This is a genomic window from Streptomyces purpurascens, from assembly GCF_045040895.1.
Lineage (GTDB): Bacteria > Actinomycetota > Actinomycetes > Streptomycetales > Streptomycetaceae > Streptomyces > Streptomyces purpurascens.
Genome location: NZ_CP108341.1, coordinates 6,723,984 through 6,748,733, shown reverse-complemented (window position 1 = coordinate 6,748,733; position 24,750 = coordinate 6,723,984). Strand labels below are relative to the sequence as shown.

Here is a 24,750-nt window from a genome sequence, read left to right as displayed (position 1 = left end):
GGGGGGGAACTACCACGACCTCAGGGTGAGGACGTGGTCTTCTCCGGCGACCAGGTGGAGGGATTCTGTGCCGGTGGAAGTCCGGAGTTCGACGCGGTGGGTGCGGCCCGGCCTGATGACGGCGGCGGCGCCGTCCCGGGTCCAGGTGAGGTCGAGCTCGGCCCCGAAGCGGGTGCGCACACCGCGCAGTGCGCCGCTCGGATACGCCGCCGGAAGCGCGGGCAGCAGGACCAGCCGGTCCGGGGTCGACTGCACGAGCATCTCGATCAGCACGGCGGGCAGGGTGTGCGCGGCGTCCGCGTTGTAGACGTCACGCTTCGGGTAGTGGGCGCTCATCAGGGAGGCATGGAAGAAGTCGCCGTCCAGGACCTGGCCGAGGGCGTGGGCGACGCGGTCTGAGTCCCTGAGCCGGGCCGCGATGAGCGCGTGGTGCAGATGGCCGTGCGCGGAGTCGTTCTCGGCGCCGCGCAGTTCGAGGGCGCGGTGGGCGGCTGCCGCGAGTTCGGGGCTGTCGTAGGGGGTGATCTCGTCGAGCGGCCAGACGCCGTAGAGGTGGCTGAGTGGCGGTGGTCGTAGGAGTCCTCAAGGCCCGGCCAGGCCCATTCGGCCAGTGCCCCGTCCGCGTTGATCCGGTGCGGCGGGAGGCGGTCGGCGAGGGCGTGCCAGCGGTCGGCGTCGGGGCCGGGGTGGTAGGAGGCGGCCGTGCGCAGGGCGTGGCGGGCCGCTGAGAGGTCCATGGCCGCGTTGAGGGTGCCCCAGCTCGCGTTGGCCGGGCGGTTCTCGGGCGAGTAGGACGGGACGACGACGAGCTGCCCGTGCTCGTCCGTGCGGGTGAGGAAGTCCTCGTAGAACAGGGCGACTTCGGCGAGTGCCGCGGCGGTGCGCGGGTCGCGGGTACCCCGGGTCTCGTCGTGGTCGACGAGCGGCTTGAGCAGCCAGTCTGCACCGGCGGTCCACAGCTGGTGGGGGTACTCGCGAGCGAAGTGGTACGTGTGGCCCGACTCGCCGTCGGTGTGCGTGGGCGCGACGACACCCCGGGCACCGAAGACCGCGCGGGCGTTGTCACGCCAGTCCGGGAGCTGGCGGTCGATCAGGTTCGCGTGGGCCTCGGTGACCTCGGGCAGGGCCGCGGCGGCCGCGGACGCGGTCTGGAGGTTGAGGTTGGCGTTGGTGGTGAAAGCGCCCGACCAGGCGGTGTTCCAGTCGCCGCTCCACAGTCCGGTCAGGCGGGGCGGGAAGAGGCCGCCGGCGGACAGCAGGTGGTAGCGGCCGGCCGCGAAGAGGCGCTCCAGCAGGGCGGCGCTGCGGGGCCGCTTCAGCAACTCGGAGCCCGGCAGGGCCCGTTCGGCGGGGTCGGCGGCCAGGTCGAGGGTGACACGCTCGTAGGCGGTGCGGTGGAGGGCGACATGGCGGTCGAGGAGCTCGTCGTACTCCGGGGGCAGATCACGCAGGGTGCGGCCCTGCGCGACGACGTCCAGTTCGCCGGTGTGCCGGTGCACCCGGGTGAGGAGCAGCACGGACCGGGCGCCCTCGATGCGCACGCCGGGGGGCACGAGGGTCGTCGTGCCGCCCGTGACGGCGACCAGGGTGACGCCGGTGCAGGCCAGGTCACTGTCCGGGTAGCGGGCGCGCAGGCTGAGCAGGGCGCCCTCGGGGGTGAGGACGGCGCCGTGGCCGATGCCCAGTCCGGTGGGGGCGCCGGGCAGCCGGTGGTCCAGGTCGACGTCGAGGGTGAGGCCGGGGCCGGTGACCTGCTGGACGATCACGTCGTCGGCGCGGGAGACGAAGACACGGCTGGTCCAGCCGGCACAGGAGGCCCGCACCACGCCCGTGGTGAAGTCGACGTCGCGGCGGTAGTCGCGCCGGGCACCGGGCGGACGGCGCAGTCTGACCTGGAAGGCGGGGTGGAAGGGCTGCACCCACTGGTGCGGCCGGCCGTCGGTGAAGCTCTCGGCGGCGGTCGTGTCGCCGGCCAGGAGGCGGTCCTGGAGCGCGGGGAGGTCCCCGGCGAGCTGCGGCGGCCGGGGGTTCCTGCCGTTGGGGCGCACCAGGGTGTGGTGCGTGACGACGACCCGCTCGATGTCCGGGTCACCGAACACAAGGGCGCCGTGGTGGCCGTTGCCGCTCAGGAAGCCGTCCTCCCAGCGGCCGGCCGGTCCTGGCTCCCACGTGCCGTGGACGGGGGTGGAGGCGGTCATGGCCGGAGCACCGCCGCCTCGTAGCGGCCGAGGGTGACCCGGTCGGTGACGGCCGTGCCCGCCAGCAGGTCGTGGTGGGTGCCGGGGACCTCGACGGTCACCGGCTCGCGGCCGTGGTTGAGCAGGAACAGCAGCTCGCCCCGGCGTACGGCCTCCACCTGCTCGGGAAGGCCGTCGAGCACCGGCCGGACGCCCGCGCCGTCGGCGATCCGGGCCAGCAGGTCGCGCAGCGCCTCCGGCTCCGGGAGCGTGGAGAGGTACCAGGCGCTGCCCTTGCGCAGGACGGCGGGCATGCCGTCCAGTTCGCCGCCCTTGTAGCGGTTCGTGTCGTCTGGATCGGCGGGCTCGATCTCCTCGGACCACAGCGTGCCCCGGAAGCCCTCGCAGGCGACGGTCTCCCCCGCGTCCAGCGGCCACCACTCGTGCAGGGTGCGGATCCCGAACAGCTCCCGCAGCCGGGCGTCCATGCCGCCGGGGCGCACCCGGTCGTCCTCGTCCGCGACGCCGGTCAGGAAACCGCAGACGAGGGTGCCGCCGCCGCGCGCGTAGGCGAGGAGGTTGTCGATCGCCGCGTCGGTGAGCGCGTACAGCTGGGGCACGACGACCATCGAGTACGGCGTCAGATCGTGCTCGGGGTGCGCGAAGTCGGTGGTGAGGTGGGCCTGCCACAGGGCCCGGTGCCAGGCGCGCAGCACGTCCGGGTAGTCGACCCGGGTGGAGAGGCGGCCGTCCTGGGCGCCGGCCCACCAGGCGTTCCAGTCGTGCAGGACCGCGACGTTCGCGGTGATGTGGCGGCCGGTCACCTCGGGGGCGATCCTCGCCAGGTCCGCCCCGAGCCGCTTGACCTCCTGGTACGTACGGCCCTCCTCCCCGGCGTGGCTGACCATGCCGGAGTGGAACTTCTCCGCGCCCTGCCGGGACTGCCGCCACTGGAAGTAGCAGACGGCGTCGGCACCCCGGGCCACGGCCTGGAGCGACCACAGCCGGTTGAGGCCGCGCGGCTTGGGGTGGTTCACTCCGCGCCAGTTGACCGGCCCGGCCGCCTGCTCCATGAGCATCCACGGCCCGCGCGCCTGGGAACGGGTCATGTCCTGCACCAGGGCGCCGTTCTGGGCGCCGAGCGGATCGCGCGGGTCGGGGTAGAGGTCGACGGAGACGACGTCCTCCTCCCCCGCCCAGCGCCAGGCGTCCTGGCCGAACCACAGCGGCATGAAGTTGCTGGTGACCGGCAGGTCCGGGGTGTGGCGCCGGACGATGTCCCGCTCGGCGACGTAACACTCCAGGAGCATGTCGGAGGTGAAGCGCCGGAAGTCCAGGACCTGGCCGGGGTTGCGCATGTAGTGGGGCAGGCGGGGCGGCAGGATGCCGTCCCAGGTGTCGTAGCCCTGGCTCCAGAAGGCGGTGCCCCAGGCCTCGTTGAGGGCGTCGAGCGTGCGGTACTTCTCGCGCAGCCACCGCCGGAAGGCGGCGGCGGCCTCGTCGCCGTAGTCGAAGGTGCAGTACTCGTTGTTGATGTGCCACATCGTCAGGGCCGGGTGGCCGCCGTAGCGGGCGGCCAGGTCCTCGGTGACGGCGGCGGCGTGGCGCCGGTAGGTGGCGCTGGAGTGCGAGAAGTGCTGCCGGCCGCCCCACCACTCGGTGCGGCCGTCCTCGGTGACGGGCAGGGTGTCGGGGTGCAGCCGGCCCATCCAGGGCGGGGGCGAGGAGGTGGGGGTGGCGAGGACGACCCCGATGCCGCCCTCGTGCATCAGGTCCATCAGCGTGTCCAGCCAGCCGAACTCCCGTGCCCCGGGTTCCGGTTCCAGCTTCGACCAGGAGAACACCCCGAGGGTGACGGAGTTGACGCCTGCGTCCTTCATCAGCCGGACGTCCTCGTGCCAGGTCTCCTCCGGCCACTGCTCCGGGTTGTAGTCGCCGCCGAAGAGGAGCCGGCCCCAGGTGGCATCGGACAGGTCGGGACGCTTCCTCTCGGACATCAGGAGGGCTCCCCGTACTGCACGCCGCGGCCGTTGGTGGCGATGTAGACCCGGCCGTACACGCGCGGGTCGCCGGTGACGGCCGCGCCGGTCCAGCCCCACTGGTGCTGGTCGTCGTTGATCCGCGTCCAGGTCTTCGCCTCGTCGTCGGAGCGGTACACGGCGGTGCTGCTCTCGGTGGAGCCGACCAGGTAGAGGGCCGGGTAGGAGGCGCCCTCGGCGGCCTTGCCGAAGCCGAGGGTGTACGAGGCCCAGCAGCTGCCGACCTTGGTGAAGGTGGCGCCGCCGTCGGTGGAGCGGTACAGCCCGTTCCACTTCAGGCTCAGCCACAGGTCGCCGGAGCGGCCCGGGGCCGCGGCCAGCTGGAATTCGCTGTCGCCCGAGTTCAGGCCGGTGGCGCGCGCGGTGAAGGTCTTGCCGCTGTCGGTGCTGGCGTGGAGCGTCCCGGTCGTGGTGTCGAAGGCGTAGAAACGCGTCGCGTCGGCAGGGTCCGCGACCGGGACGGCGCCCTTCGGGAAGGTGGCGACCTCGGACCAGGTGGCACCGTTGTCCGCCGAGCGGTAGCCCGGGTTGGCCGAGCCGAAGGACCACAGCAGCACGCTGCCGTCGGCGTTGGTGGCGATCGGCCCCGGCGCGGACCTGGCCATGGCCGGCTGGGCCTTGAAGGGCGCCCAGCTCTTGCCGCCGTCGTTCGAGTAGGCGCCGTTGCCGTTGTCGCCCCACCCGGCCCGCACGACGTACGACGGCTCGGCCGCGGCCAGCGCGAGCCCCGTCGCCGTGCCGAACACCGGGTTCGACGCCATGCCGCGGGAGGGGGAGGCGGTGAGCCGCTCGTGGTACATCACGCCGATGTCCCCGGACCCGCTGATCAGGTGCGCCTCTCCGGCCGGAGGGGAGATCAGCTGGCGTATGGACGCCTCCTCCAGACCCCGGATCTGCGGCGCCCAGTGCTTGAGGTCGCGGGTGCCGTAGAGGGTCGCGCCCGTGCCGTAGACGACGTGCTCGGAGTCGAAGGGGTCGACGCCGACGGCCTGGATCCACCACCCGAACTTGGGCTTGTCCGCGCCGAACGTGAGGTAGGGGGTCTCGGAGACGTCGAGGACGGCCTTGTCCTTCAGGGACTTCCAGGTGCGGCCGCCGTCGGTGGTCCGGTACAGGGTGTCGACCAGCGCCCAGCGGTTGTTGGTGGAGACGACGACGGTGCCGGGCCGGCGGGCGTCGACGGCGACACCGCCGTACCCGAAGGAGTCGGTCCCGCCGTCCTCCGTCGCCCCGCCGGGCTTCACCGGCGTGACCTCGGTCCACTTCCCGTCCGTCGTCCGCAGCTTGTGCACGCTGCCGTCGGACTGGCCGTTGGGGCCGGGGGCGTTGGCGTACGTCACGTACAGCTCGCGCGTGTGCCGGTCGTACGCGGCCCGGATCGGCACCTTGGCGGCGGTGCCGGCGGGCTGCTTGGGGACGGCCTCCCAGGTCGTGGCGTCGGACGTGCGGTACAGGTTGGGCTTGCCGGCCGTACCGTCGGAGTCGCCCCAGCCGGCGTAGACCGTACGGCCCGCCGCGACCAGGAGCGTGACGCCCTGGCCGGTGGCGCTGGGCGTGGCCGGGAAGCCCACCGCCTTCCAGGTGGCGCCCCGGTCGGTCGACTTGAGCAGTCCGTCGTGCCGGGTGCCGAGCCACAGGGTGTCGCTGTCCCGCGGGTCCACGAGCAGCCGCTCCCCGCACCCACGCCCGTCCTCATTGGCCCCGAGCTTCACGGTGAGGTCGGTGCGCTTCCAGGTGGCCCCGCGGTCCTCTGACCGCAGCACGGCCCCGTTGCCGGCCCAGGACTGCGCGTACGTACCGAGGGCGAGGTACAGCCGGTTCGGGTGGGCCGGGTCGACCGCCATGGCCTCCACGCCGAGCAGGTTCCAGTCGTCCCAGCCGATGTGGTCGGTCAGCGGGACCCACCGGTCGGTCCGGTCGTCCCAGCGGTAGGCGCCGCCGATGTCGGTACGGGCGTAGGCGAGGCCTCGGACGGAGGGGTGGAACAGCACGCCGGTGACGAACCCGGTGCCGCCCTGGACCGCGTTGCGCCAGCGGTACGCGGTTCCCGCGGCGGCCGCGGGCGTGGCGGCCTGAGCGCTGCCCTGGACGATCGGAAGTGCGGCGACGGCGGCGGTGGCGGCGGTCCCGGCGAGCACAGCGCGTCTGCTGAGGTGGAAAGTGCGCATGACGTACCTCGGTCCTTACAAGACAGGGAGGGGGGCGGAGGCCCTTTTTTGGGGGCGCGGGACTGCATCGATCTGCGGCTCCGCCGCGCGGGCGCGAACGACCACAGCGCAGCCGCGGACACAAACAACCGACAGCCCTACGGCGAGACTCGAGACAAGGGCGTCACCCCTTGACGGCCCCCGTGAGCATGCCCTTCTTGAAATGCTTCTGGACGAAGGGGGAGAGGACGGCCACCGGCAGCAGGGCCATCACCATCACCGCCATCTGGATCGCGAGCGGCGAGAGCTGCCCGGTGTTGATCTGTGCCTGGAGTCCCACCGGACGCTGCTGCATCTGCACCAGCTGGATCATCACGTTCTGCAGCGGCATCATCTCCTGGTCGGTCAGGTAGATCGACGCGTTGAACCAGGCACTCCAGTACCCCACGGCGTAGAAGAGGCCGATCACCGCGAGGACCGCCCGGGAGAGCGGCAGAACGATCTTCCACAGGATCCGCCAGTCGCCGGCGCCGTCGATGCGGGCGCTGTCGATCAGCTCCTGGGAGATGTTCATGAAGAACGCGCGGAGCACCAGGATGTTGAAGACGCTGACGGCGCTGGGCAGGATCAGCGCCAGATAGGTGTCCGTCAGGCCGAGGGCCTGCACCAGCAGGTAGGTGGGGATGAGGCCGGCCCCGAAGAACATCGTCGCCAGCAGTGTCATCAGGATGCCGCGGTGGCCGAGCGAGCCGCTGCGCGACAGGCCGTACGCGCACAGGACCGACACCGTCATGCTGAACAGCGTGCCGACCACGGTCACGCCGATGCTCACCAGGGCGGCCTTCTGGACCTGGCCGCCGCTGAGGAGTTCCTGGTAGGCGATGAAGGTGATGCCCTTGGGGATCACCACCAGGCCGCCGGCCTCGTCGATGGTCTTCTTCGACTGGAGGCTGGTGACGATGACGATCCACAGCGGGAAGAGGATGGCCAGGCAGGCCAGGGTCAGGGCGATGCCCTTGCCGGCCAGTCCGGCCTTGTTGGGCGGCTCCTCCCAGACGGGGCGGGGCGGGGCGGCCCAGCGGCTCGGTTTCGAGACGTGCGGCGCGTCGTCGGGCGGAGTGTCGAGGACGGCGGTCACTTCTTGTACACCCCCTGCTCGCCCATGAGATGGGCCACCTTGTTGGCGATCAGTACGAGCGCCAGCCCGACCACACCCTTGATGAGCCCGGCGGCGGCGGCATAGCTGAAGTCCTGGTTGCGGATGCCGTTCCACCACACGTAGGTGTCGAGGACCTCGGAGGCGTTGACACCCACGGCTTGTCGTTGGAGGAGGAGTTGCTCGAAGCCGACGGTGAGGGCGTCGCCGACGCGCAGCACGAGCAGGAGGGCGATCACCGGTCGCAGGGCGGGCAGCGTGATGTGCCACATCCGCCGCCAGCGTCCTGCGCCGTCCATGGCGGCGGCCTCGTACAGGTCGCCCGAGACCGAGGAGAGCGCGGCGAGGAAGACGATGATGCCCCAGCCCGCGTCCTTCCAGACGGTCTGGGCCGTGACCAGGTACTTGAAGACCTCCGGGTCGGTCATCACGTCGAAGCCCTCGTAGCCGTGCTGGCGCAGGGTCTGGGCGATGATTCCGGCGCCGCCGAAGATCTGCATGAAGACGGTGACGACGAGGACCCAGGAGAAGAAGTGCGGCAAATACATGACCGCCTGGGCGACCGCCCGCACCCGGGGCCTGACCACACTGTTGATGAGCAGCGCGAGCAGGATGGGGATCGGGAAGTAGAGCACCAGTTGCAGGAAGAACAGCACCAGCGTGTTCTGCACCGCGTGCCAGAAGGCCGAGTCGGCGAAGATCCGCTCGAACTGCTCGAAGCCGATCCAGGGGCTGTTGAAGATGGCGACGAAGCCGTTGTCGCCGGCGTACGGGTCGTAGTCCTGGAAGGCCACCACATTGCCGAGGATCGGTATGTAGTTGAAGACCAGGATCAGCAGGACCGCCGGCAGTGTCATGAGGATCAGCGTGCGGTCACGCCTGAATCTGACCTTCAGGCTCAGCTTGCCCGACTTCTTCTTCTCGCCGCGGGCCCGGCGTGCGGCGGCGCCGCCGGACGCCGCCTGAGTCCTCGCGGGGGTCTTTGCCTCGGTCGGAGTCCGAGGCACCGTGCTGTTGGACACGGCCGTCTCCTTGCCTGAGCCCCGGATCAGTTCGCCGAGCCGTTGTCGTCGAGCAGCTTCTTGTACCAGTCGCGCAGGTCGTCGCCGCCCTTCTTCTTCCAGTCGGACACGGCCTGCTGCACGTCGCTGATCTTCTTCCGGCCGCGCACCACGTCGTCCTCGAGCTGCTCGAAGTCGTCGGCGAGGTTGGCCCAGCGGGTGGGCTCGGTGACGGTCAGCCCGTAGAAGGAGGTCTTCTTGGTGAAGGCGCCCATGCGCTGCTGCCACTCGACGATGCCCCGGGTGATGTCGGGGAAGTCGGGGTAGGCGACGTACGGTGCGGGGTTGCCGGTGAGGTCATAGGTGCTGCTGACCTCGTTGATGCCCTGCTGCGTCTTGGTCGGCAGGCCGCTCTTCACCGTGTAGTCGGTGCCCTCGACGCCGTAGGCGGTGAGCATGAACTCCTTGGTGCCGTACGGAGCGGCGCAGTAGTTGCAGAGCGCGAGGAAGTCCTTGATCTGCTGCTTGCTGGCCTTCTTGCTGACGAAGGTGAACATGCCGCCCGGCTGGCTGGCCCAGAGCGTGGGATCGCCCCCGTCCGGCCCGAAGACGTCGAAGACGCCCATCTCGAAGTCGGGGTTCTGGGTCCGCTGTTCGGCGGTCTTGCCCCACCAGTCGGAGATGTTGTTGTTGTAGACCAGGACCTGTCCGGCGGTGAAGCGGTTGGCCGCGCTGCCGCCCGCCTTGCCCGAGACCGCGTCCGGGTGGACCACCTTCGCCGCGTAGAGCTTGCGCGTCCACTCCAGGGCTTCCAGGTACTGCTCGGTCTCGATGCGGTTGACGAGCTTGCCGTCCTCCATGTTCCACCACAGCGCCTTGTCGCCGCCCGGCTGGACACCGAAGATCTGCAGCGCCGACCACTTCATGTCGTCGCAGGCCCAGACCTTCGACTTGGCCCGGGTCGCCTCCTTCGCCCAGGACAGGAACTCCTCGGGGCTCTTCGGGACGGCGTAGCCCTCCTTCTCGAAGATGTCCTTGCGGTACATGGCCGCCATGGTGGTGACGGAGGAGTTCGGCATCGGGATCGCGCGGAGCTGGCCGCCGAAGATGCCGCGCTGCCACGCGTCGGAGGGCACGGCCGCGAGGTTCGGGTAGTCCTTGACCTTGTCGCCGGAAAGGTACGGGCCGAGGTCGGCGAACTTGGCGTTGATCGCGGTGGGTATCCGGCCCGTCAGGTTCCAGTCGGGCACCACCACGGCGTCGGGGATGTCGCTGGAGGCGAGGATCGCGCCGAGCTTCTGGTCGTACGTGACGCCGTCCTGGTTCTGCCAGGTGATGTCCACGCCGATGGCCTTGTTCATGGCCGTGTAGTACGGGTTGTCGCCCTTGGGCGGGGCGCCCCAGTAGGGGGCCATGATGGTCAGCTTGCCGCCGCTGCCCAGCTTCTGCGACACCGAGGTCTTCAGCTCGGCCGCCGGGATCGCCTTGGTGAAGCCGACCGGCGAGCCGTTCTTGGAGGGGAGGTCCGGGGTCACGACGTTCGACGCGACGTAGGCCGGGAGGATCTTCGCGGCTTTCTTGCCCGACGTGGCTCCGTCCTTCTGTCCCTCTTGCCCGCCGCCGCAGGCGGCGAGCAACGGCATCCCGCCCGCCACAGCGGCGGTGGCGACCGCCGTGGAGGCGAGGAAGGATCTCCGGCTCGGTCCGGAGGAGGCGGAGGCGGCGTTCGGCGTCATTGCGTCAACCCTTCATGGCACACCAGGACACCCGGCGGAGGGCCGTCGGCTGCGGTGTCTCGAGTGGAACTGGCTGAGCCGAAGCGATACTCCGACGAGTGACGAGGAATGCGCACCACCGGGTGGCGGACTTCACAGTCGAAGCGCTTCGATGTTGCTGCGAGATTAAGTGAACACCCAGGGGTGCACAAGGGGCGATTCCAAGATTCTCCCGAGGTGTGCACGATCGCGATCTGACACAAATGGCGCTTGGAATGGCGCCGCAGGGTCGGAGTTGTTGCGCCGAGGTGTCTTGACACCCACCCCCACGTCGAACCAGCATCGAAGCGCTTCGAAAGCGTCTCACCGCTCCATCGCAAAGGGATTCCCACGTGACCGCACACACGCCGCCCACGCCGCCGTTCCGCGATCCGCGCCTGCCGTTCGCGAAGCGGATCGACGACCTCCTGTCGCGGCTCACGCGCGAGGAGAAGACCGCCTTCCTGCACCAGTTCGCGCCCGCCGTCGAGCGGCTCGGCGTCGCCGCCTTCCGCACCGGCCAGGAGGCCCTGCACGGCGTGGCATGGATGGGCCCGGCGACGGTGTTCCCGCAGGCGGTCGGCCTCGGCGCCACCTGGAACCCGGAGCTGGTGCGGCGGGTCGGCGACGCGGTGTCCAAGGAGGTCCGCGCGATGCGCGGCAAGGACGAGCGCGTCGGCCTCAACGTCTGGGCACCGACGGTCAACCTGCTGCGCCACCCCCTGTGGGGCCGCAACGAAGAGGGCTACTCGGAGGACCCGAAGCTCACCTCGGCGATCGCCACCGCCTACACGCACGGCCTGCGCGGCGACCACCCCACCTACTGGCGCACCGCGCCCGTGCTGAAGCACTGGCTCGCCCACAACAACGAGACGGACCGGTCGACGACGTCGAGCTCGGTGCGCCCGCGCGTGCTGCACGAGTACGACCTGCGAGCCTTCCGCGAGACCGTCGAGGCGGGTGCGGTGGCCGGGGTGATGCCCGCGTACAACCTGGTCAACGGCCGGCCGAACCACGTCTCCCCCTACCTCGGCGAGCATCTGCGGGCCTGGACCGACGAGGAGCTGCTGGTCTGCTCGGACGCGGGCGCGCCGAGCAACCTGGTCGACTCCGAGCACTACTTCGACACCCACGAGGAGGCCACCGCCGCCTCCCTCGTGGCGGGCGTCGACAGCTTCACCGACCACGGCACGGACTCCTCGCAGATGACGGGGCGGCTGCGCGTCGCCCTGGAGCGCGGTCTGCTCACCGAGGCCGACCTCGACACGGCCGTCCGCCGCCAGCTCTCGGTCCGTTTCCGCCTCGGCGAGTTCGACCCGGAGTACGACCCGCACGACGCCACCAGCGAGTTCGACTCCCCGGGGCACCGCGCCCTCGCCCAGGAGGCGGCCGAGCAGGCCGTCGTGCTGCTGAAGAACGACGGAGTGCTGCCGCTCGCCCCGGACACCCGGATCGCCGTGGTCGGGCTGCTCGCCGACGAGTGCAAGCTCGACTGGTACAGCGGCACGCTGATCCACCGCTCGACCCCGCTGGAGGGGCTGTACGAGCGGTTCGGCGCGGAGCGGGTGGAGTTCGCGGAGGGTGTGGACCGGGTCCGGCTGAAGACCTCCGCGGGCGTGTTCCTGCATGTGCCGGTGGCGGAGGACGCCGCCGACGAGGTGCGCGGCGCCGAGGGAGCGCTCGACCCGGCGCTGCTCGCGGGCCGCACGGACCTGCCCCCGCTGACCACCGACGCGACCGGCACCGAACTGGCGCTGGTCGACTGGGGCGAGGGCGTCCTGACGCTGCGCGCGCCCGACGGCCGCTACCTCTCGGTCGCCGAGGACGGCCGGGTCCGCGCCTCCGCCGACCAGCCGGGCGGCTGGGTCGTCCAGGAGACGTTCCGCCTGGAACCGCACGATGGCGGGCACCTCCTGAAGCACGTGGGAACGGGTCGCCACGTGTGTGTCTCCGCCGACGGCGTGAAGGTTGCCGAGGAAGATCCCGAGGTGTTCGAGCTGGTCGTCGCCGAGCGCGGCGAGGACGCGGTGGCGCGGGCCGCCGCGGAGGCCGACGTGGTCGTGGTGGTCGCGGGCAACGACCCGCACATCAACGGCCGTGAGACCGAGGACCGTACGACCCTGCGTCTGCCGGAGCACCAGGAGCGGCTGCTGCGGGCCGCCCGCGCGGCGAACCCGGCGACCGTGCTGGCGCTGGTCTCCGCCTACCCGTACGCCGTCGACCCGGCCACCCTCCCGGCCGTGCTGTGGACCGCGCACGGCGGCCAGGCGACCGGCACCGCCCTGGCCCGTGTGCTGGCGGGCGACGTCTCCCCCGCCGGCCGCCTGCCGCAGACCTGGTACGCAGACGACGCCGATCTGCCCGGCCTCCTCGACTACGACGTGATCGGCGCCCGCCAGACGTATCTGTACTTCGAGGGCACGCCCCTGTTCCCGTTCGGGCACGGCCTGTCGTACTCGTCGTTCGCGTACGACGGCCTGACGACCCGGGTCGAGGGCGGCACACTGCATGTCTCGTTCTCGGTCAGGAACACCGGTGACGTCACCGCCGACGAGGTCGCGCAGCTCTACACGCGGGCCGTCGACCCGACCGTGCCGCGTCCGCGCCGCGAGCTGCTGGACCACCGCCGCGTCACCCTCGCCCCCGGCACGACGGCGGAGCTGAGCTTCGAGGTCCCGCTGTCCGCGTTCGCGTTCTGGGACGTGACCCAGGACCGGTGGCGCGTGGCGCCGGGCGCGTACGAGCTGCTGGCCGGGGCCTCGAGCGAGGACGTCCGGCTGCGGACGGCCGTCACGCTGGAGGGCGAGCCCACCCTGCCGCGCCCGGTCGTCGCGGGCGGCCTGGCCGCGGCCGGTTTCGACGAGCAGAGCGGCATCGAGATCGTCGACCGGACGAAGGTGTCGGGCGACGCGGTGACGCCGGCGGGCGGGGCCACGGGTGAACTGGTCTACCGCGACTGCGACTTCGGCCACGGCATCAGCGAGGTGACGGTGGAGGTGGCCGGCGAGGGCACGGTCGAAGTGTCCCTCGACGGCGGCCCGGCCCTCGCGGTGCTGTCGACGAGCGCCCCCACCTCGGGTCCGTACGACTACGTCTCCCTCGGCGCTTCCCTCGCCGCCGCGGGCGTGCACGAGGTCCGTCTCAGGCTGCGCGGCCCGCTGCGGCTCGCGCACGTCGGCTTCTCCGGCTGAGGGTCCGGAGCAGGCCGGCGCACAGAAGGGGCCCGGCACCGGAAGGCATCGGTGCCGGGCCTCTTCGCAGAGCCTATATGAAAATGGTTCCCATGAGCTAGAGCTCGATTCCGGTCAGGACCAGCACGCGCTCGTAGGTGTAGTCCTCCATGGCGAACCGCACGCCCTCGCGGCCCACGCCGGACTGCTTGACGCCGCCGTACGGCATCTGGTCGGCGCGGTAGGACGGCACGTCGCCGACGACGACACCGCCGACCTCCAGGGCCCGGTGGGCACGGAAGGCGGTCTGGAGGTCGTGCGTGAAGACGCCCGCCTGGAGGCCGTACTTGGAGTCGTTGACGGCGGCGAAGGCCTCGGCCTCGCCGTTCACCTTCTGCACGGTGAGGACCGGACCGAAGACCTCCTCGCAGGAGATCGTGACGTCGGCCGGTACGTCGGCCAGGACGGTCGGCGCGTACGAGGCGCCGTCCCGCTTACCGCCGGTGAGCAGCGCGGCACCGGCGTCCACGGCCTCCTGGACCCACGTCTCGACACGCTTGGCGGCGTCCTCGCTGACCAGCGGGCCGACGTCGGTCGCGTCGTCACCCGGGTCGCCGGTGACCTGGGCCTCGACGGCGGCGACGACGCGCGGCAGGAGCCGGTCGTACACCGAGGCGTCGGCGATGACGCGCTGGACGGAGATGCAGGACTGGCCGCCCTGGTAGTTGGAGAAGGTGGCGATGCGCTGCGCCGCCCGGTCCAGGTCCTCGTCGCTCGCCCAGTCGGCGAGGACGACGGCCGCGCCGTTGCCGCCCAGCTCCAGGGTGCAGTGCTTGCGCGGCACCGAGTCCATGATCGCGTAGCCGACCTTCTCGGAGCCGGTGAAGGAGATGACGGGCAGGCGCTCGTCCTGCACGAGGGCCGGCATCTTGTCGTTGGCGACGGGCAGGACGCTCCAGGAGCCCGCCGGCAGCTCGGTCTCGGCGAGCAGGTCGCCGATGATCAGGCCGGACAGCGGGGTGGCCGGGGCCGGCTTGAGGATGATCGGCGTGCCGGCGGCGATGGCCGGGGCGATCTTGTGGGCGCAGAGGTTGAGCGGGAAGTTGAAGGGCGCGATGCCGAGCACGACACCCTTCGGGAAACGGCGGGTGAGGGCGAGCCGCCCCTGGCCGCCCAGGTCGGTGTCGAGGCGCTGGGCCTCACCGCCGTTGAAGCGCCGGGCCTCCTCGGCGGCGAACCGGAAGACGGACACGGCCCGTCCGACCTCGCCGCGCGCCCACTTGAGCGGCTTGCCGTTCTCGGCGGAGATCAGCCGGGCGATCTCCTCGGTGCGCTCGACGAGGCGCTTGCTGACGTGGTCGAGGGCGGCGGCCCGCACGTGGGCGGGGGTGGCGGCGAACTCGTCCCGCACGGCGTACGCGGCGGCCACGGCCTCCTCGACCTGCGCGTCCGTCGGCACGCTCACCCGGCCGACGAGCCGCCCGTCCCACGGGGAGCCGACGTCGAAGGTGTCCTCGCCGGTGGCCTGGCGGCCGGCGAGCCAGAAGGCGTGGGTGGAAGTCATCTCAGTTCCGGCCCTTCGGCGTCGGGGGTGGTTCCGTGGTTCCTGTGGTGCGGGTTCCCACGGTAGGGGCGGGGCGGCCGAACGGCGTTTGTACGGGGTGTAGCAGTGCCGGTCGTGAACACTACGGTTTGGCGGACGGGGCCGGTTCCGTGGTCGTCGCCTTGAGGGCCAGCCAGAGCTCCATCCGCGCGTCCGCGTCGTCCAGGGACCGGCCGAGGATCTCCTCGACGCGGCGCATGCGGTAGCGCAGGGTGTGCCGGTGGACGCCGAGGTCGGCCGCCGCCGCGTCCCACTGGCCGTGCCGGGACAGCCAGGCGCGCAGGGAGGCGACGAGGTCGCCGCGGCCCGTGGCGTCGTGCTCGTACAGCGGCCGCAGCATCCCGTCGGCGAAGGCCCGCACCGCGTCGTCCGCCAGCAGCGGCAGCACGGATCCGGCCGCCATCTGCTCGTGCTCCACCAGGACGCGTCCGCGCCGCCGGGCCACCGACAGGGCCTGCTCGGCCTGCTTGTACGCGGAGGAGGCGGCGATGGGCCCGGCCGGTGCCGAAAGGCCCACGACCAGCTCGGCCTCCTCCCCGCCAGGCACCTTCTCGCGTACGCCCGCCCGGGCCGCCTCCAGGGCTGCCGCGTACTCCCCGCAGGCCGCGGCGGCGGCACCGCGGTCCGCGGCCAGCACCACCAGCCGCTCCCCCTCCGGCACCACCAGGACGGCCTCGCCGGCCCGGGCCGCGGCGGACTCCATGACGTCGGCGAGCGCCGCGAGGGGGTCGCCGCCGGTGTCGGCGGCGGCGAGCGCGGCGGCCGACGGCCGGTCCACGGCCGGGACGCCCGCCCGGGCCTCGGCACGGGCCAGCGCGGCCGAGGCCGACACCGGCACCCGCTCCGCGACCAGCATCCGGAACGGCGCGTCCAGCAGCTCGCCGTACAGGCTCCCGGCGACCGTGCGGGCGTGGTCCGGCTCCCCGGCCAGCAGCATCCGCAGTACCGCGGCGCCGACCCGCTGCTCGGCGGCCTGGAGGGACCGGGAGCGTTCCGTGGTCAGGGTCAGCAGCGCTATGGCCGAGTGGACGGCGTAGCGCTCGGCGGTGCCGAGGGCGGCGGCCGTACCGACCGCGAGGGCCGCGCGAGGGCGCCGGCCCGTGCCGATGGTGTGCAGCTCGACCCGGTCCTCGTTCTCCGGCCCGCCGACCACCGAGGAGGCGGGCGCGGGGCGTTCCCGCAGCCGCTCGACGTCGCCGGTGAGCCGCGCGGCGCGCCGGCCGGCCCACTCCGGTGCCGTGGCGACGACGGCGCCCGAGGCGTCGTACAGCGCCGCCCACCCGTCGACCTGCGAGGCCAGCGCGGACAGCAGCCCTTCCGGTCCGCCGGTCTGCGCCTGCCGGGTCAGCTCACGCTGAGCGGCGAACCCGGCCGTGACGGCCCGGTACTGGTCGGCGGCGATCGCGGCGGACACGGCCTTGCTGATGGCGAGGAAAGGGGTGCGGCGCGGCACCTCCAGCAGCGGCAGGCCCTCTTCCCCGGCCGCGTCGACGAGCGCCTTGGGCGTCTCCTCGTAGTTGACGCCTATGGCGAAGCCGAGCCCGACCACTCCGGCCCCGGCCAGCCGCCGCACGTAACGGCGCATGGTCTCCGGGTCCTCGGCGTCCAGCTTGAGCGCGGTGATCAGCAGCAGCTCCCCGCCCTCCATGTAGGGCACGGGGTCGGCCAGCTCGCTGACATGTGCCCAGCGCACCGGCACGTCAAGGCGGTCTTCGCCCGCCCGCACGGTCAGTTTCAGCGCGGAGTGGTGGACGAGCGAGGCGAGCGTCGGGGGCATGAGGCCTTCATGTCTGCGTCAGGGCTGTGCGGTGCTGTGTGATCTCTGTGCTCATTTGGCCGCCGCGTATGAACGACCTGTGATGATTCTGCCTCACCGTACGGTCCCCGCGTACCCACTCCGTGCCGGCGGGCGTCAGCCCCGCAGATCCACCAGCAGCGGCGGCGCGTGCTCGCCCTTCACATCGGTCAGCGACAGCACCGCGTGCCCCGCCGGTACGCCGTGCGCCAGCTCGGAGGCTGACCAGCGCTCCCGCTCGACCTGCCGCACGGTCACCGCCCGCGCGGTCGGCGCCTTTCCGGTGATCACCCGGCGCAGCATGTGCACGGCCTTGCCGGCCGGGGTCTCGGCGATGATCTGCCGGTCGGTGACGTCCCGGGCCTCGATCCACTCCTTGCCCCACACCTCGGCGAAGTCCTGCCCGTCCCAGGGCGTCAGCCCCGACAGCGCCATCCGGCATCCGGTGGCCCCGAGCAGCGGTCCGCGCAGCGGCCGGGCCACGTCGTCCAGCGTCCGCAGGGTGAGCACGACACCGGCGTTGCCGGACCGCAGCCGCTGGATGCCGCGCACGGCCTCCGGCGTCACCACGCCGGTCGCGTCGTCCAGCACCAGGCAGGCGAACAGCGACCGGTCCTCGCGCACCGCGACACTCGCCGAGAACTGCGCGAGCACCAGCCGCGCCAGCATCCGGGAGGCGTCGGCGTGCCCGCGCTCGGGCAGATCGATCCGCACCCGCACGGGGTGGTCGAGGGCCTTGAGGGTGAAGGGCCGGGTGGCCCCGGACGTGTCGAAGAACGAGGCGAAGGCGGGACGGTCCAGCAGCGCGACCCGGTCCGCGAGCACTCCGCCGACGTCTCCGGGCTGCCCCATCTGCCGCTCGCGGGCGTCGAGCTCCCGCAGCAGCGACTCCTGCCCGGAGTCCTGCAGCCCCTGCCGCAGCGCGGCGAACGGCCCGGGAGCGCCGTCCAGGAGCTGCCGCAGCTCCGGTACGGAGGGAAAACGCCCGTGCACGGCCCGGAACGGTCCGAGCAGCTGGGCGAGGACGGTCGTGGAGCGCCGGGTGTCACTGCCCGGGTGCGGATCGGCGAGGTCCCCGACGAGTGCCTCGGCGAGCACGGCCGCGGCCTCGTCCGGGTCGGCGGTCCCGCCGTACAGGTCGAGGTCGTACTCGGAGTCCTGGTTCCCGATCCGCACGACGACGTCGTACGCGTCGGCCGGCCCGAGCCCCGCGCCCGCCGCTCCGACCACGACCACGGCGGCCCGCCCGGCCAGCGCGTGCAGACACAGCGACTCGGCGAGCGGCCGGACGACGGTACCGGTCTTGCCTGACCCGGCGGGGCCGACGGCCACGAGCGAGGTGCCGAGCAGGTCGGGTCCCAGACCGAGCCCCGCGCCTCGGTAGGCGTACGGGTTACGGATGTCGTCGACGGTGGTCCCCAGCCGCACCTGCCCGGTGACGAGGTCGTGCCGGGCGAGGCGGGCGGGCAGGTCGCGCTCTCCGGAGGGGTGGAGGCAGGCGGCGGCGCCGTCCCGCAGGACGGTGGAGCTGAAGGTGGCGAGGCTGTGCCGTCCGGTGCGCACGCCCTGCCAGGCACGGAGGATCCGGGCGTGGTCGACGTCCCGCATGAGCCCGGAGCGTGCCTCGGCGGCGAGCCGCTCGGCGGCGTCGACGGCTCCGGCGGCGCGGAGCTCGTTCCACTGGGCCGGGTCGTCCTGAGGGTCCCGCTGGGCCGTCTGGGGTTCCGGCCGGCGGAAGCGTGGGACGACGAAGCGGCGCCACACCTCGCCCCAGCGGCCGAGCCGGGCCACCCCGACCATGATCCCCAGGGCGACGAGCAGCTCGTATCCCTGGTACACGATGAACGTGCCGGTCTCGCCGAGATCGCTGTCGCCGCCGCGCCAGGCATCGGGAATGATCAGGTCGAACGGCACCCACCACCAGTTGCCGAGGTACCCGTTCTGCAGCAGCGACCAGATCAGCCATCCCACCAGGAAGGCGATCAGCGCCCCGCTCAGCAACTGCCGGGTGGGGATCTCCTCGGGCTCCTCCGCGGGCCGCGGCCGGTGTCCGAACCGCCAGACGCCGGGCGCCGCGTCGGGCCGGGGCGTGCGCAGCCAGGTCATGAAGGACGAGCCGTCGGGCACCGGCGGGGTCCCGGGAGCCCGCGTGGGCCGGGGCGGCACGGCCGGTCCGGCCGGGGGCCCGCTCCGGCCGCCCGGTGGCTCGCCGGGGCCGTTCGGTGGCACCGAGGGCACCTCCGGCGCCCCCGCCGGACGCGGTACGGGATTCGCATGCGTACCCCGCGCCTCCTGCGTCCCGTCGCTGTCCATCGCCCTTGCCCCCTGACCAGCCGCTCCGTCCACCATCAGCGTGCCAATCTAACGCCCTCCCCTGGGGAGTTCACCGCTTACACGGCCGGGTCGTGGGCAGCAGCCCACCAGAGCGCCATGTCCACCCCGGACAAGCCGCCCCTCCGACAACGCCCACATGGAGCATGCCCACCCCCCTTTCCCCGCCCTAGCCTGCGAGAAAAGAAGGCAAGCGTCCGCAAGAACACCGTCCGCACCACCCCAGGAGCCCCGCATGACCTCACTTCCGCAGGAGCGCCGCGTCGTCACCGCCATCCCCGGACCGAAGTCGCAGGAACTGCAGGCCCGCCGCACCGCCGCGGTCGCGCAGGGTGTGGGCTCCGTACTGCCCGTGTTCACGGCGCGCGCGGGCGGCGGGATCATCGAGGACGTCGACGGCAACCGGCTCATCGACTTCGGCTCGGGCATCGCCGTGACGTCCGTCGGTGCCTCCGCCGAGGCCGTCGTCCGCCGGGCCTCCGCCCAGCTCGCCGACTTCACCCACACCTGTTTCATGGTCACGCCGTACGAGGGGTACGTCGAGGTCGCCGAGGCGCTCGCCGAGCTGACCCCCGGTGACCACGCCAAGAAGAGCGCCCTGTTCAACTCCGGCGCCGAGGCCGTCGAGAACGCCGTCAAGATCGCCCGCTCCTACACCAAGCGCCAGGCAGTCGTCGTGTTCGACCACGGCTACCACGGGCGGACCAACCTGACCATGGCGCTGACCTCGAAGAACATGCCGTACAAGCACGGCTTCGGGCCGTTCGCTCCCGAGGTCTACCGGGTGCCGGTGGCGTACGGCTACCGCTGGCCGACCGGCGCGGAGAACGCGGGCCCCGAGGCCGCCGCGCAGGCCATCGACCAGATCAGCAAGCAGGTCGGCGCGGAGAACGTGGCCGCTGTCATCATCGAGCCGGTGCTCGGCGAGGGCGGTTTCATCGAGCCGGCCAAGGGCTTCCTGCCGGCGATCAGCAAGTTCGCCTCGGACAACGGCATCGTCTTCGTCGCCGACGAGATCCAGTCCGGCTTCTGCCGTACCGGGCAGTGGTTCGCGTGTGAGGACGAGGGCATCGTCCCGGACCTGATCACCACCGCCAAGGGCATCGCCGGCGGTCTCCCGCTGGCCGCCGTGACCGGTCGCGCCGAGATCATGGACGCGGCGCACGCGGGCGGCCTGGGCGGCACCTACGGCGGCAACCCCGTCGCGTGTGCCGGTGCGCTCGGCTCCATCGAGACGATGAAGGAGCTCGACCTCAACGCCAGGGCGAAGGCCATCGAGGCGGTCATGAAGGCCCGCCTCACCGCCATGGCCGAGAAGTACGACGCCATCGGCGACATCCGCGGGCGCGGCGCGATGATCGCCATCGAGCTGGTCAAGGACCGTGCCACGAAGGAGCCGAACCCGGAGGCGACCGCCGCGCTCGCCAAGGCCTGCCACGCGGAGGGCCTGCTGGTCCTGACCTGTGGCACCTACGGCAACGTGCTCCGCTTCCTGCCCCCGCTGGTGATCGGCGAGGACCTGCTGAACGAGGGCCTCGACATCATCGAGCAGGCCTTCGCCCGTATCTGACACGGCAGTTGCGCATCTGAGCCGCCGTCGGGGCAGGTGAGCCGTCCCGGTTCCGCTCCCGGGGCGGCGAGCGGCAGAGCGTGTGAAGAAGGTGTGCGAGGTGGATGACAGGCGGCCCTATGGCCTGTCCTCCGCCCAGCCCCTGTCGTAGGTTCTAACCAGATGAGAGATACACCCCCGCCCACAGGGGACTGTGGGTGACATCAGGCCGGGGCCTCCCCAGCTTCGACCTGGTCGTGCCCTCGCGCACACAACCGGAGCCCGAGGCTCTGGATCTCCTCACCGATCGGACAGTCGCCCGCCCCAAACCCCCCGGGGCGCGCGACGTTCCGGTCCGGACGGCCGCCTCGGAACCACCCCCCCTGTTCCGGGGCGGCCGACCTCCCTCTCCTCTTCCGCCGCGGCTCGCGAGCCGGATCAGCTGTCATCGGCCTCCCGCGCGACGCGCTCCAGCCGGCGTCTGTGGTTCTCCCACCAGTCCTGATCGCCTTCCGGCATGGTGTCGGTGCGCTTCGTCAGCCCGACACTGCCGTCGATGAGTTCGCGCACGATGTCGGCGTGGCCGGCGTGCCGCTGCGTGTCGGCGATCACCCGGACCAGGATGTGGTGCAGCGTCACCTCCCGGCGCTCCTCGGGCCACCACGGGACCTGACCGGTCGCGTCCAGTGCCAGCGTCTCGATCGTGCGGTTCGAGTGCTCCCACGCCGCGCGATAGAGCCCGGCGATCTGCTCACGCGACTCGTCCGCCGTGGCCCACATGTCCGCGTTGGGTTCGGCGTCTTCCGTGTACCACCAGGACGGGGGCGGTTCCTCGACGAAATAGGGCCGCCCGAACGTGTCGCCGAAATACCCCAGCTCCACCCCGGCGACGTGCTTGACCAGGCCCAGCAGGTTGGTCCCGGTCGGCGTGAGCGGGCGGCGGACGTCGTACTCGGAGAGCTCTTCGAGCTTCCAGAGCAGGGCGCCGCGGGCGTCCTGGAGGTAACGGAGCAGGTCGGCTTTCGGGTTGGGTTCGGTCATGCGGGGAGTCTGGCACCCGGCACTGACAATCAGCCGGGCAGAGCGGGCTCCGGGCGGTGGATGCCGCGCGGCCGGTAGCCCAGGGCGTCGGCGACACCGACGACATCCGCGAGCAGCCAGATGATCGCGAGCCACATCTCCGTGCCCTGGAGGCCGGGGTCTCGGCCCGGGCCGGTGCCGTCGGGGGCCGGGCCGAAGGCGAAGCCCTGGCCGGGATGCCAGTGGCGCAGGGCGGCGGTGAGCTGGGCCGCCGCCCAGGCGCGGGCCTCTTCGGAGCGGTGGGTGGTCTGCCGGGCGCAGAGCCACAGGGGGTGGATGACGTCCAGGATGTTGCAGGCGTTCTCGCGGCCGGGTGCGAAGTGGCGGGGGTCGCGTGTGTGGTCGAGGACCGTGTCGATCACGCGCTCCGGGTACGGCACGGGCAGGCCGAACTGGGCGAAGGAGCCGCGGGTGAGCCGGTAGTAGCCGTTGACCGGCTGGAGGTGTCCGTCCCGCGGTGTGGGCGAACCCCACATGCCGGTACGGCGGTCGACCCGGGTGTGCAGCCGGCCGAACAGCGCCTCCAGTGCCCCGGGCGCGGCCGGTTCCGCGCCGAGGCGCAGGTTCCAGTGCGCGGCCGTGGCCCAGGAGTCGACCCACGCGCCGGCGTGCCAGGCACGGTCGTGCCAGGGCAGTCGGGCCAGGTGGGGGACCAGTTGCTCCGCGGTGGTGCGGCGGACCGCGTGGACGGGGTGGGCGAAGGAGCTGTCGAGCAGGTCCAGCGCGTACCCCACGCACAGCACGTGATAGGCCGGGGCCCCGTCGTCCGGCACTCCGGCCGGGCCGGGGAGCGGCGGCGGTGCGCCGTACTCGGGTATCAGGCCGGTGGCCGGGTCCTGGAGGCCGCGCAGTCGTGCCACGTGCTCGGCGGCGGGCAGCTGGGACGGCGCCTCCCCGAGGAGGAGGTCGGCGATCTCGACGGCGTCGCAGTGCGCCCGCACGGTGGGCTCGGCGCCGGGCCGGTCGGCATACCGGCGCGTGTCCGGCCGCCAGCAGCGGTCCAGCACATCGACCGCCTGCGCACGGGCGGCCCCGGCGAAGGCCGAGAGCTCCTCGACGAGGGCGGGGGTGCCGGCGGGGCGCGGCGCGGTACCGCCCGGTGCCGTACTCCCCCCTGTCCCACGGCCGGGCTCCGCTTCGCGCGGATCGCGGCGGTCCCTGATGCGGCGGGCCGGGTTGCCGGCCGCCATCGTCCAGGCGGGCAGGTCCTTGGTGACGACGGCGCCCGCGCCGATGACGCAGTGGTCGCCGATGGTGACGCCGTCCAGGACGACCACGTGCGAGCCGATCCACACGTCGTCCCCGATCGTGATCCCGCGGCTGGTGACCGGCTGCCGGTGGACCGGCAGGTCGGGATCGGTCCCGTGGTTGAAGCCGAGCAGCGAGCTGTGGGCACCGACGCGTACGCCGTCCCCGAGGGCGACGGTGCCGCGCACCACGGTGAAGGGGTTGATCGTGCAGTCGGCGCCGGTGCGTATGTCGCCGGTGACATACGCGTGGGCCGCGATGTACGAGCGGTCGCCCAGGTCCAGGTGGTCCGGGTACACGGCGGCCGTCCGCGCGACGAAGCAGCCCTCGCCCAGTTGTACCGTCCCCGCCCCCGCGAGGAGCCGCTTCCGGCGCTGCTCCTGTGCCGCACGCTGCGCCTGCGACGCCTGCTCGGCGTAGAGCCACGGGCAGTGGTCGAAGAGGCCGTCGTCGCTCTCCGGCTGGTTCACGTGATCCTCCACAGGGGTCGCGCGGGGTGGGCAAGGAACATCCGTGCCCGTGCCAAGCTGTGTCCCATGCCGATCTCCGGGAACCAGGTTCGCGACGAGCCCACCGCGACATACTCGCGCGTCCTGGCCCTTCTGCTCAGCCTCCCGGCTCTGCTCTTCGTCCTGATCACCTGGCAGGTCGTCGCCGACGGCCCGCTCATCCGCCTCGACGAGCGCGCCAGCCGCCAACTCGTCCACCCGGACCGCTACTCCGAACTCCTCGCCGACCTCGGCAACGTCCAGGTCGCGGTCCCGGTCCTCGCCGTGGCCCTCGGATACGTCGCCCTGCGGACCCGCCGTACGGAACGCTGGTGGCTGCCGGTCACCGCCGCTGCCGTTCTCATGGCCCTGGTCCCGGCGCTGATCATCCCGCTCAAGGACCTCACGGACCGCCCGGGCACCCCGGCCGTCCCGCCGGGCACCGGCTACTACCCCTCCGGCCACACCGCCACGGCCGCCATCGCCTACGGCTGCTCGGCCCTGCTCCTGCTCCCCCGGCTCCGCACGCCCCTCGCCCGCGGCGCCCTGGTCGCCGTCTGCGCCGCCCTCGTCCTCGGCGCGAGCTACGGCCTGGTCCGCCGTGGCTACCACTGGCCCCTGGACGTGGCGGCCAGCTGGTGTCTGTGTGCGGTGCTGCTCTCCTCGCTGTGGCTGCTGCTGAGGCGAGGGACCGCCGAGCAGCCGCGGTGAGTCCCGGCCATGTGTCCTAGCCGTCCCATTCCGTGGCCAGCCGCGCCGCCGCCTCGTGCATCGCCAGTTCCAGCAGCGTCGGGTCCGTCAGCATGCCCGAGCCGTCCGGTGGGATCAGCCAGCGGACGCCGCCGGGGGAGGAACGGCCCGGGTACGGCACGACGATCCAGGTGCCGGCGCCCGCCGTCCTGATGCCCGTGCCGAGCCAGCGGGCCGCGGTGCCCGGCGGCACGAAGAACCCGATGCGCTCGTCGCCGAAGTCGACGAGCACGGGCCCCGGCCGGTCGAGCACGCGGGTGAGCACGTCGAGCGTGGCGTAGCCGAGGTCTCCGGGCAGGATGAGCACGTCCCAGGCGCCGCCGGCCGGCAGCAGCGCGACCCCGAGCGGGTTGCGCTCCCACTCCCAGCGGCAGGCCTCGGGGTCGGGTGCGGCGGATGCGAGCCACTCGACCGCCGTCTTCGCACCGGTCATGAGGAGACCCCCTGTTCTCTCGTGAAGCT

Annotated in this window: 14 protein-coding genes and 2 pseudogenes; 4 read left to right on the top strand and 12 right to left on the bottom strand. The window is 72.2% G+C overall.

Annotated features, from left to right (window positions below; genetic code table 11):
* Positions 1 to 9 precede the first annotated feature (9 nt).
* From OHU35_RS30890 to OHU35_RS30865, 6 genes and pseudogenes are all read right to left on the bottom strand, one after another.
* Positions 10 to 2,198: pseudogene (locus tag OHU35_RS30890) on the bottom strand (glycosyl hydrolase family 95 catalytic domain-containing protein).
* Positions 2,195 to 4,174, bottom strand: a complete 1,980-nt coding sequence (locus OHU35_RS30885; protein WP_405507584.1) for a beta-galactosidase — start codon at positions 4,172 to 4,174, stop codon at positions 2,195 to 2,197. The pseudogene OHU35_RS30890 and the gene OHU35_RS30885 overlap by 4 nt, the downstream one beginning before the upstream one ends.
* On the bottom strand, positions 4,174 to 6,384 hold the full coding sequence (locus OHU35_RS30880) for a 1,4-beta-glucanase (protein ID WP_405507582.1): 2,211 nt from the start codon (positions 6,382 to 6,384) through the stop codon (positions 4,174 to 4,176). Before OHU35_RS30880 ends, OHU35_RS30885 begins: the two co-directional genes overlap by 1 nt.
* A 163-nt stretch (positions 6,385 to 6,547) precedes the next feature.
* Positions 6,548 to 7,501 carry a carbohydrate ABC transporter permease gene (locus OHU35_RS30875; RefSeq protein ID WP_189728131.1) on the bottom strand — a complete coding sequence of 318 codons (954 nt, stop codon included), beginning with the start codon at positions 7,499 to 7,501 and terminating at the stop codon, positions 6,548 to 6,550.
* Positions 7,498 to 8,541 carry a sugar ABC transporter permease gene (locus OHU35_RS30870; RefSeq protein ID WP_189728129.1) on the bottom strand — a complete coding sequence of 348 codons (1,044 nt, stop codon included), beginning with the start codon at positions 8,539 to 8,541 and terminating at the stop codon, positions 7,498 to 7,500. Before OHU35_RS30870 ends, OHU35_RS30875 begins: the two co-directional genes overlap by 4 nt.
* A gap of 26 nt (positions 8,542 to 8,567) precedes the next feature.
* Positions 8,568 to 10,256 carry an extracellular solute-binding protein gene (locus OHU35_RS30865; protein ID WP_189728127.1) on the bottom strand — a complete coding sequence of 563 codons (1,689 nt, stop codon included), beginning with the start codon at positions 10,254 to 10,256 and terminating at the stop codon, positions 8,568 to 8,570.
* A gap of 371 nt (positions 10,257 to 10,627) precedes the next feature.
* Here OHU35_RS30865 and OHU35_RS30860 point away from each other — a divergent pair, with 371 nt between their 5' ends.
* Positions 10,628 to 13,465 carry a glycoside hydrolase family 3 C-terminal domain-containing protein gene (locus tag OHU35_RS30860; protein WP_405507581.1) on the top strand — a complete coding sequence of 946 codons (2,838 nt, stop codon included), beginning with the start codon at positions 10,628 to 10,630 and terminating at the stop codon, positions 13,463 to 13,465.
* 97 nt (positions 13,466 to 13,562) lie between these two features.
* Here OHU35_RS30860 and OHU35_RS30855 read toward each other — a convergent pair whose 3' ends face one another.
* From OHU35_RS30855 to OHU35_RS30845, 3 genes are all read right to left on the bottom strand, one after another.
* Positions 13,563 to 15,008, bottom strand: a complete 1,446-nt coding sequence (locus tag OHU35_RS30855) for an aldehyde dehydrogenase family protein (protein ID WP_189728122.1) — start codon at positions 15,006 to 15,008, stop codon at positions 13,563 to 13,565.
* Between the two features lie 121 nt (positions 15,009 to 15,129).
* Positions 15,130 to 16,824 (bottom strand): PucR family transcriptional regulator, encoded by a 1,695-nt coding sequence (locus OHU35_RS30850; RefSeq protein WP_233878723.1) that lies wholly within the window; start codon positions 16,822 to 16,824, stop codon positions 15,130 to 15,132.
* Between the two features lie 135 nt (positions 16,825 to 16,959).
* Complete coding sequence (locus OHU35_RS30845) at positions 16,960 to 19,155, bottom strand: ATP-binding protein (RefSeq protein WP_189728118.1); 2,196 nt, start codon at positions 19,153 to 19,155, stop codon at positions 16,960 to 16,962.
* Positions 19,156 to 19,408: 253 nt separating this feature from the next.
* Between OHU35_RS30845 and gabT the strand changes: the two genes are divergently transcribed.
* Positions 19,409 to 20,743 (top strand): 4-aminobutyrate--2-oxoglutarate transaminase, encoded by a 1,335-nt coding sequence (gene gabT, locus OHU35_RS30840; protein ID WP_189728116.1) that lies wholly within the window; start codon positions 19,409 to 19,411, stop codon positions 20,741 to 20,743.
* Between the two features lie 193 nt (positions 20,744 to 20,936).
* Positions 20,937 to 21,134: pseudogene (locus OHU35_RS30835) on the top strand (hypothetical protein); the annotation flags it as partial.
* Positions 21,135 to 21,160: 26 nt separating this feature from the next.
* Here OHU35_RS30835 and OHU35_RS30830 read toward each other — a convergent pair.
* Both OHU35_RS30830 and OHU35_RS30825 read right to left on the bottom strand, forming a co-directional pair.
* A complete protein-coding gene (locus OHU35_RS30830) occupies positions 21,161 to 21,763 on the bottom strand; it encodes a DinB family protein (protein WP_189728114.1) in 603 nt (200 codons plus the stop codon).
* A gap of 29 nt (positions 21,764 to 21,792) precedes the next feature.
* Positions 21,793 to 23,520: an acyltransferase gene (locus tag OHU35_RS30825; RefSeq protein ID WP_189728112.1), complete on the bottom strand. Its 1,728-nt coding sequence runs from the start codon at positions 23,518 to 23,520 to the stop codon at positions 21,793 to 21,795.
* 66 nt (positions 23,521 to 23,586) lie between these two features.
* On the opposite strand from OHU35_RS30825, the gene OHU35_RS30820 reads away from it, so the two are divergent.
* Positions 23,587 to 24,249 carry a phosphatase PAP2 family protein gene (locus tag OHU35_RS30820; RefSeq protein ID WP_189728110.1) on the top strand — a complete coding sequence of 221 codons (663 nt, stop codon included), beginning with the start codon at positions 23,587 to 23,589 and terminating at the stop codon, positions 24,247 to 24,249.
* 16 nt (positions 24,250 to 24,265) lie between these two features.
* On the opposite strand, the gene OHU35_RS30815 is transcribed toward OHU35_RS30820, so the two are convergent.
* Positions 24,266 to 24,721 carry a hypothetical protein gene (locus tag OHU35_RS30815; RefSeq protein WP_189728108.1) on the bottom strand — a complete coding sequence of 152 codons (456 nt, stop codon included), beginning with the start codon at positions 24,719 to 24,721 and terminating at the stop codon, positions 24,266 to 24,268.
* Positions 24,722 to 24,750 lie beyond the last annotated feature (29 nt).

Coding starts and splice junctions, on each gene's coding strand:
- OHU35_RS30830 (WP_189728114.1), bottom strand. CDS start 21,763: ATGACCGAACCCAACCCGAAAGCCGACCTGCTCCGTTACCTCCAGGAC.
- OHU35_RS30815 (WP_189728108.1), bottom strand. CDS start 24,721: ATGACCGGTGCGAAGACGGCGGTCGAGTGGCTCGCATCCGCCGCACCC.
- gabT (WP_189728116.1), top strand. CDS start 19,409: ATGACCTCACTTCCGCAGGAGCGCCGCGTCGTCACCGCCATCCCCGGA.
- OHU35_RS30850 (WP_233878723.1), bottom strand. CDS start 16,824: ATGCCCCCGACGCTCGCCTCGCTCGTCCACCACTCCGCGCTGAAACTG.
- OHU35_RS30820 (WP_189728110.1), top strand. CDS start 23,587: ATGCCGATCTCCGGGAACCAGGTTCGCGACGAGCCCACCGCGACATAC.
- OHU35_RS30845 (WP_189728118.1), bottom strand. CDS start 19,155: ATGGACAGCGACGGGACGCAGGAGGCGCGGGGTACGCATGCGAATCCC.
- OHU35_RS30885 (WP_405507584.1), bottom strand. CDS start 4,174: ATGTCCGAGAGGAAGCGTCCCGACCTGTCCGATGCCACCTGGGGCCGG.
- OHU35_RS30880 (WP_405507582.1), bottom strand. CDS start 6,384: ATGCGCACTTTCCACCTCAGCAGACGCGCTGTGCTCGCCGGGACCGCC.
- OHU35_RS30855 (WP_189728122.1), bottom strand. CDS start 15,008: ATGACTTCCACCCACGCCTTCTGGCTCGCCGGCCGCCAGGCCACCGGC.
- OHU35_RS30865 (WP_189728127.1), bottom strand. CDS start 10,256: ATGACGCCGAACGCCGCCTCCGCCTCCTCCGGACCGAGCCGGAGATCC.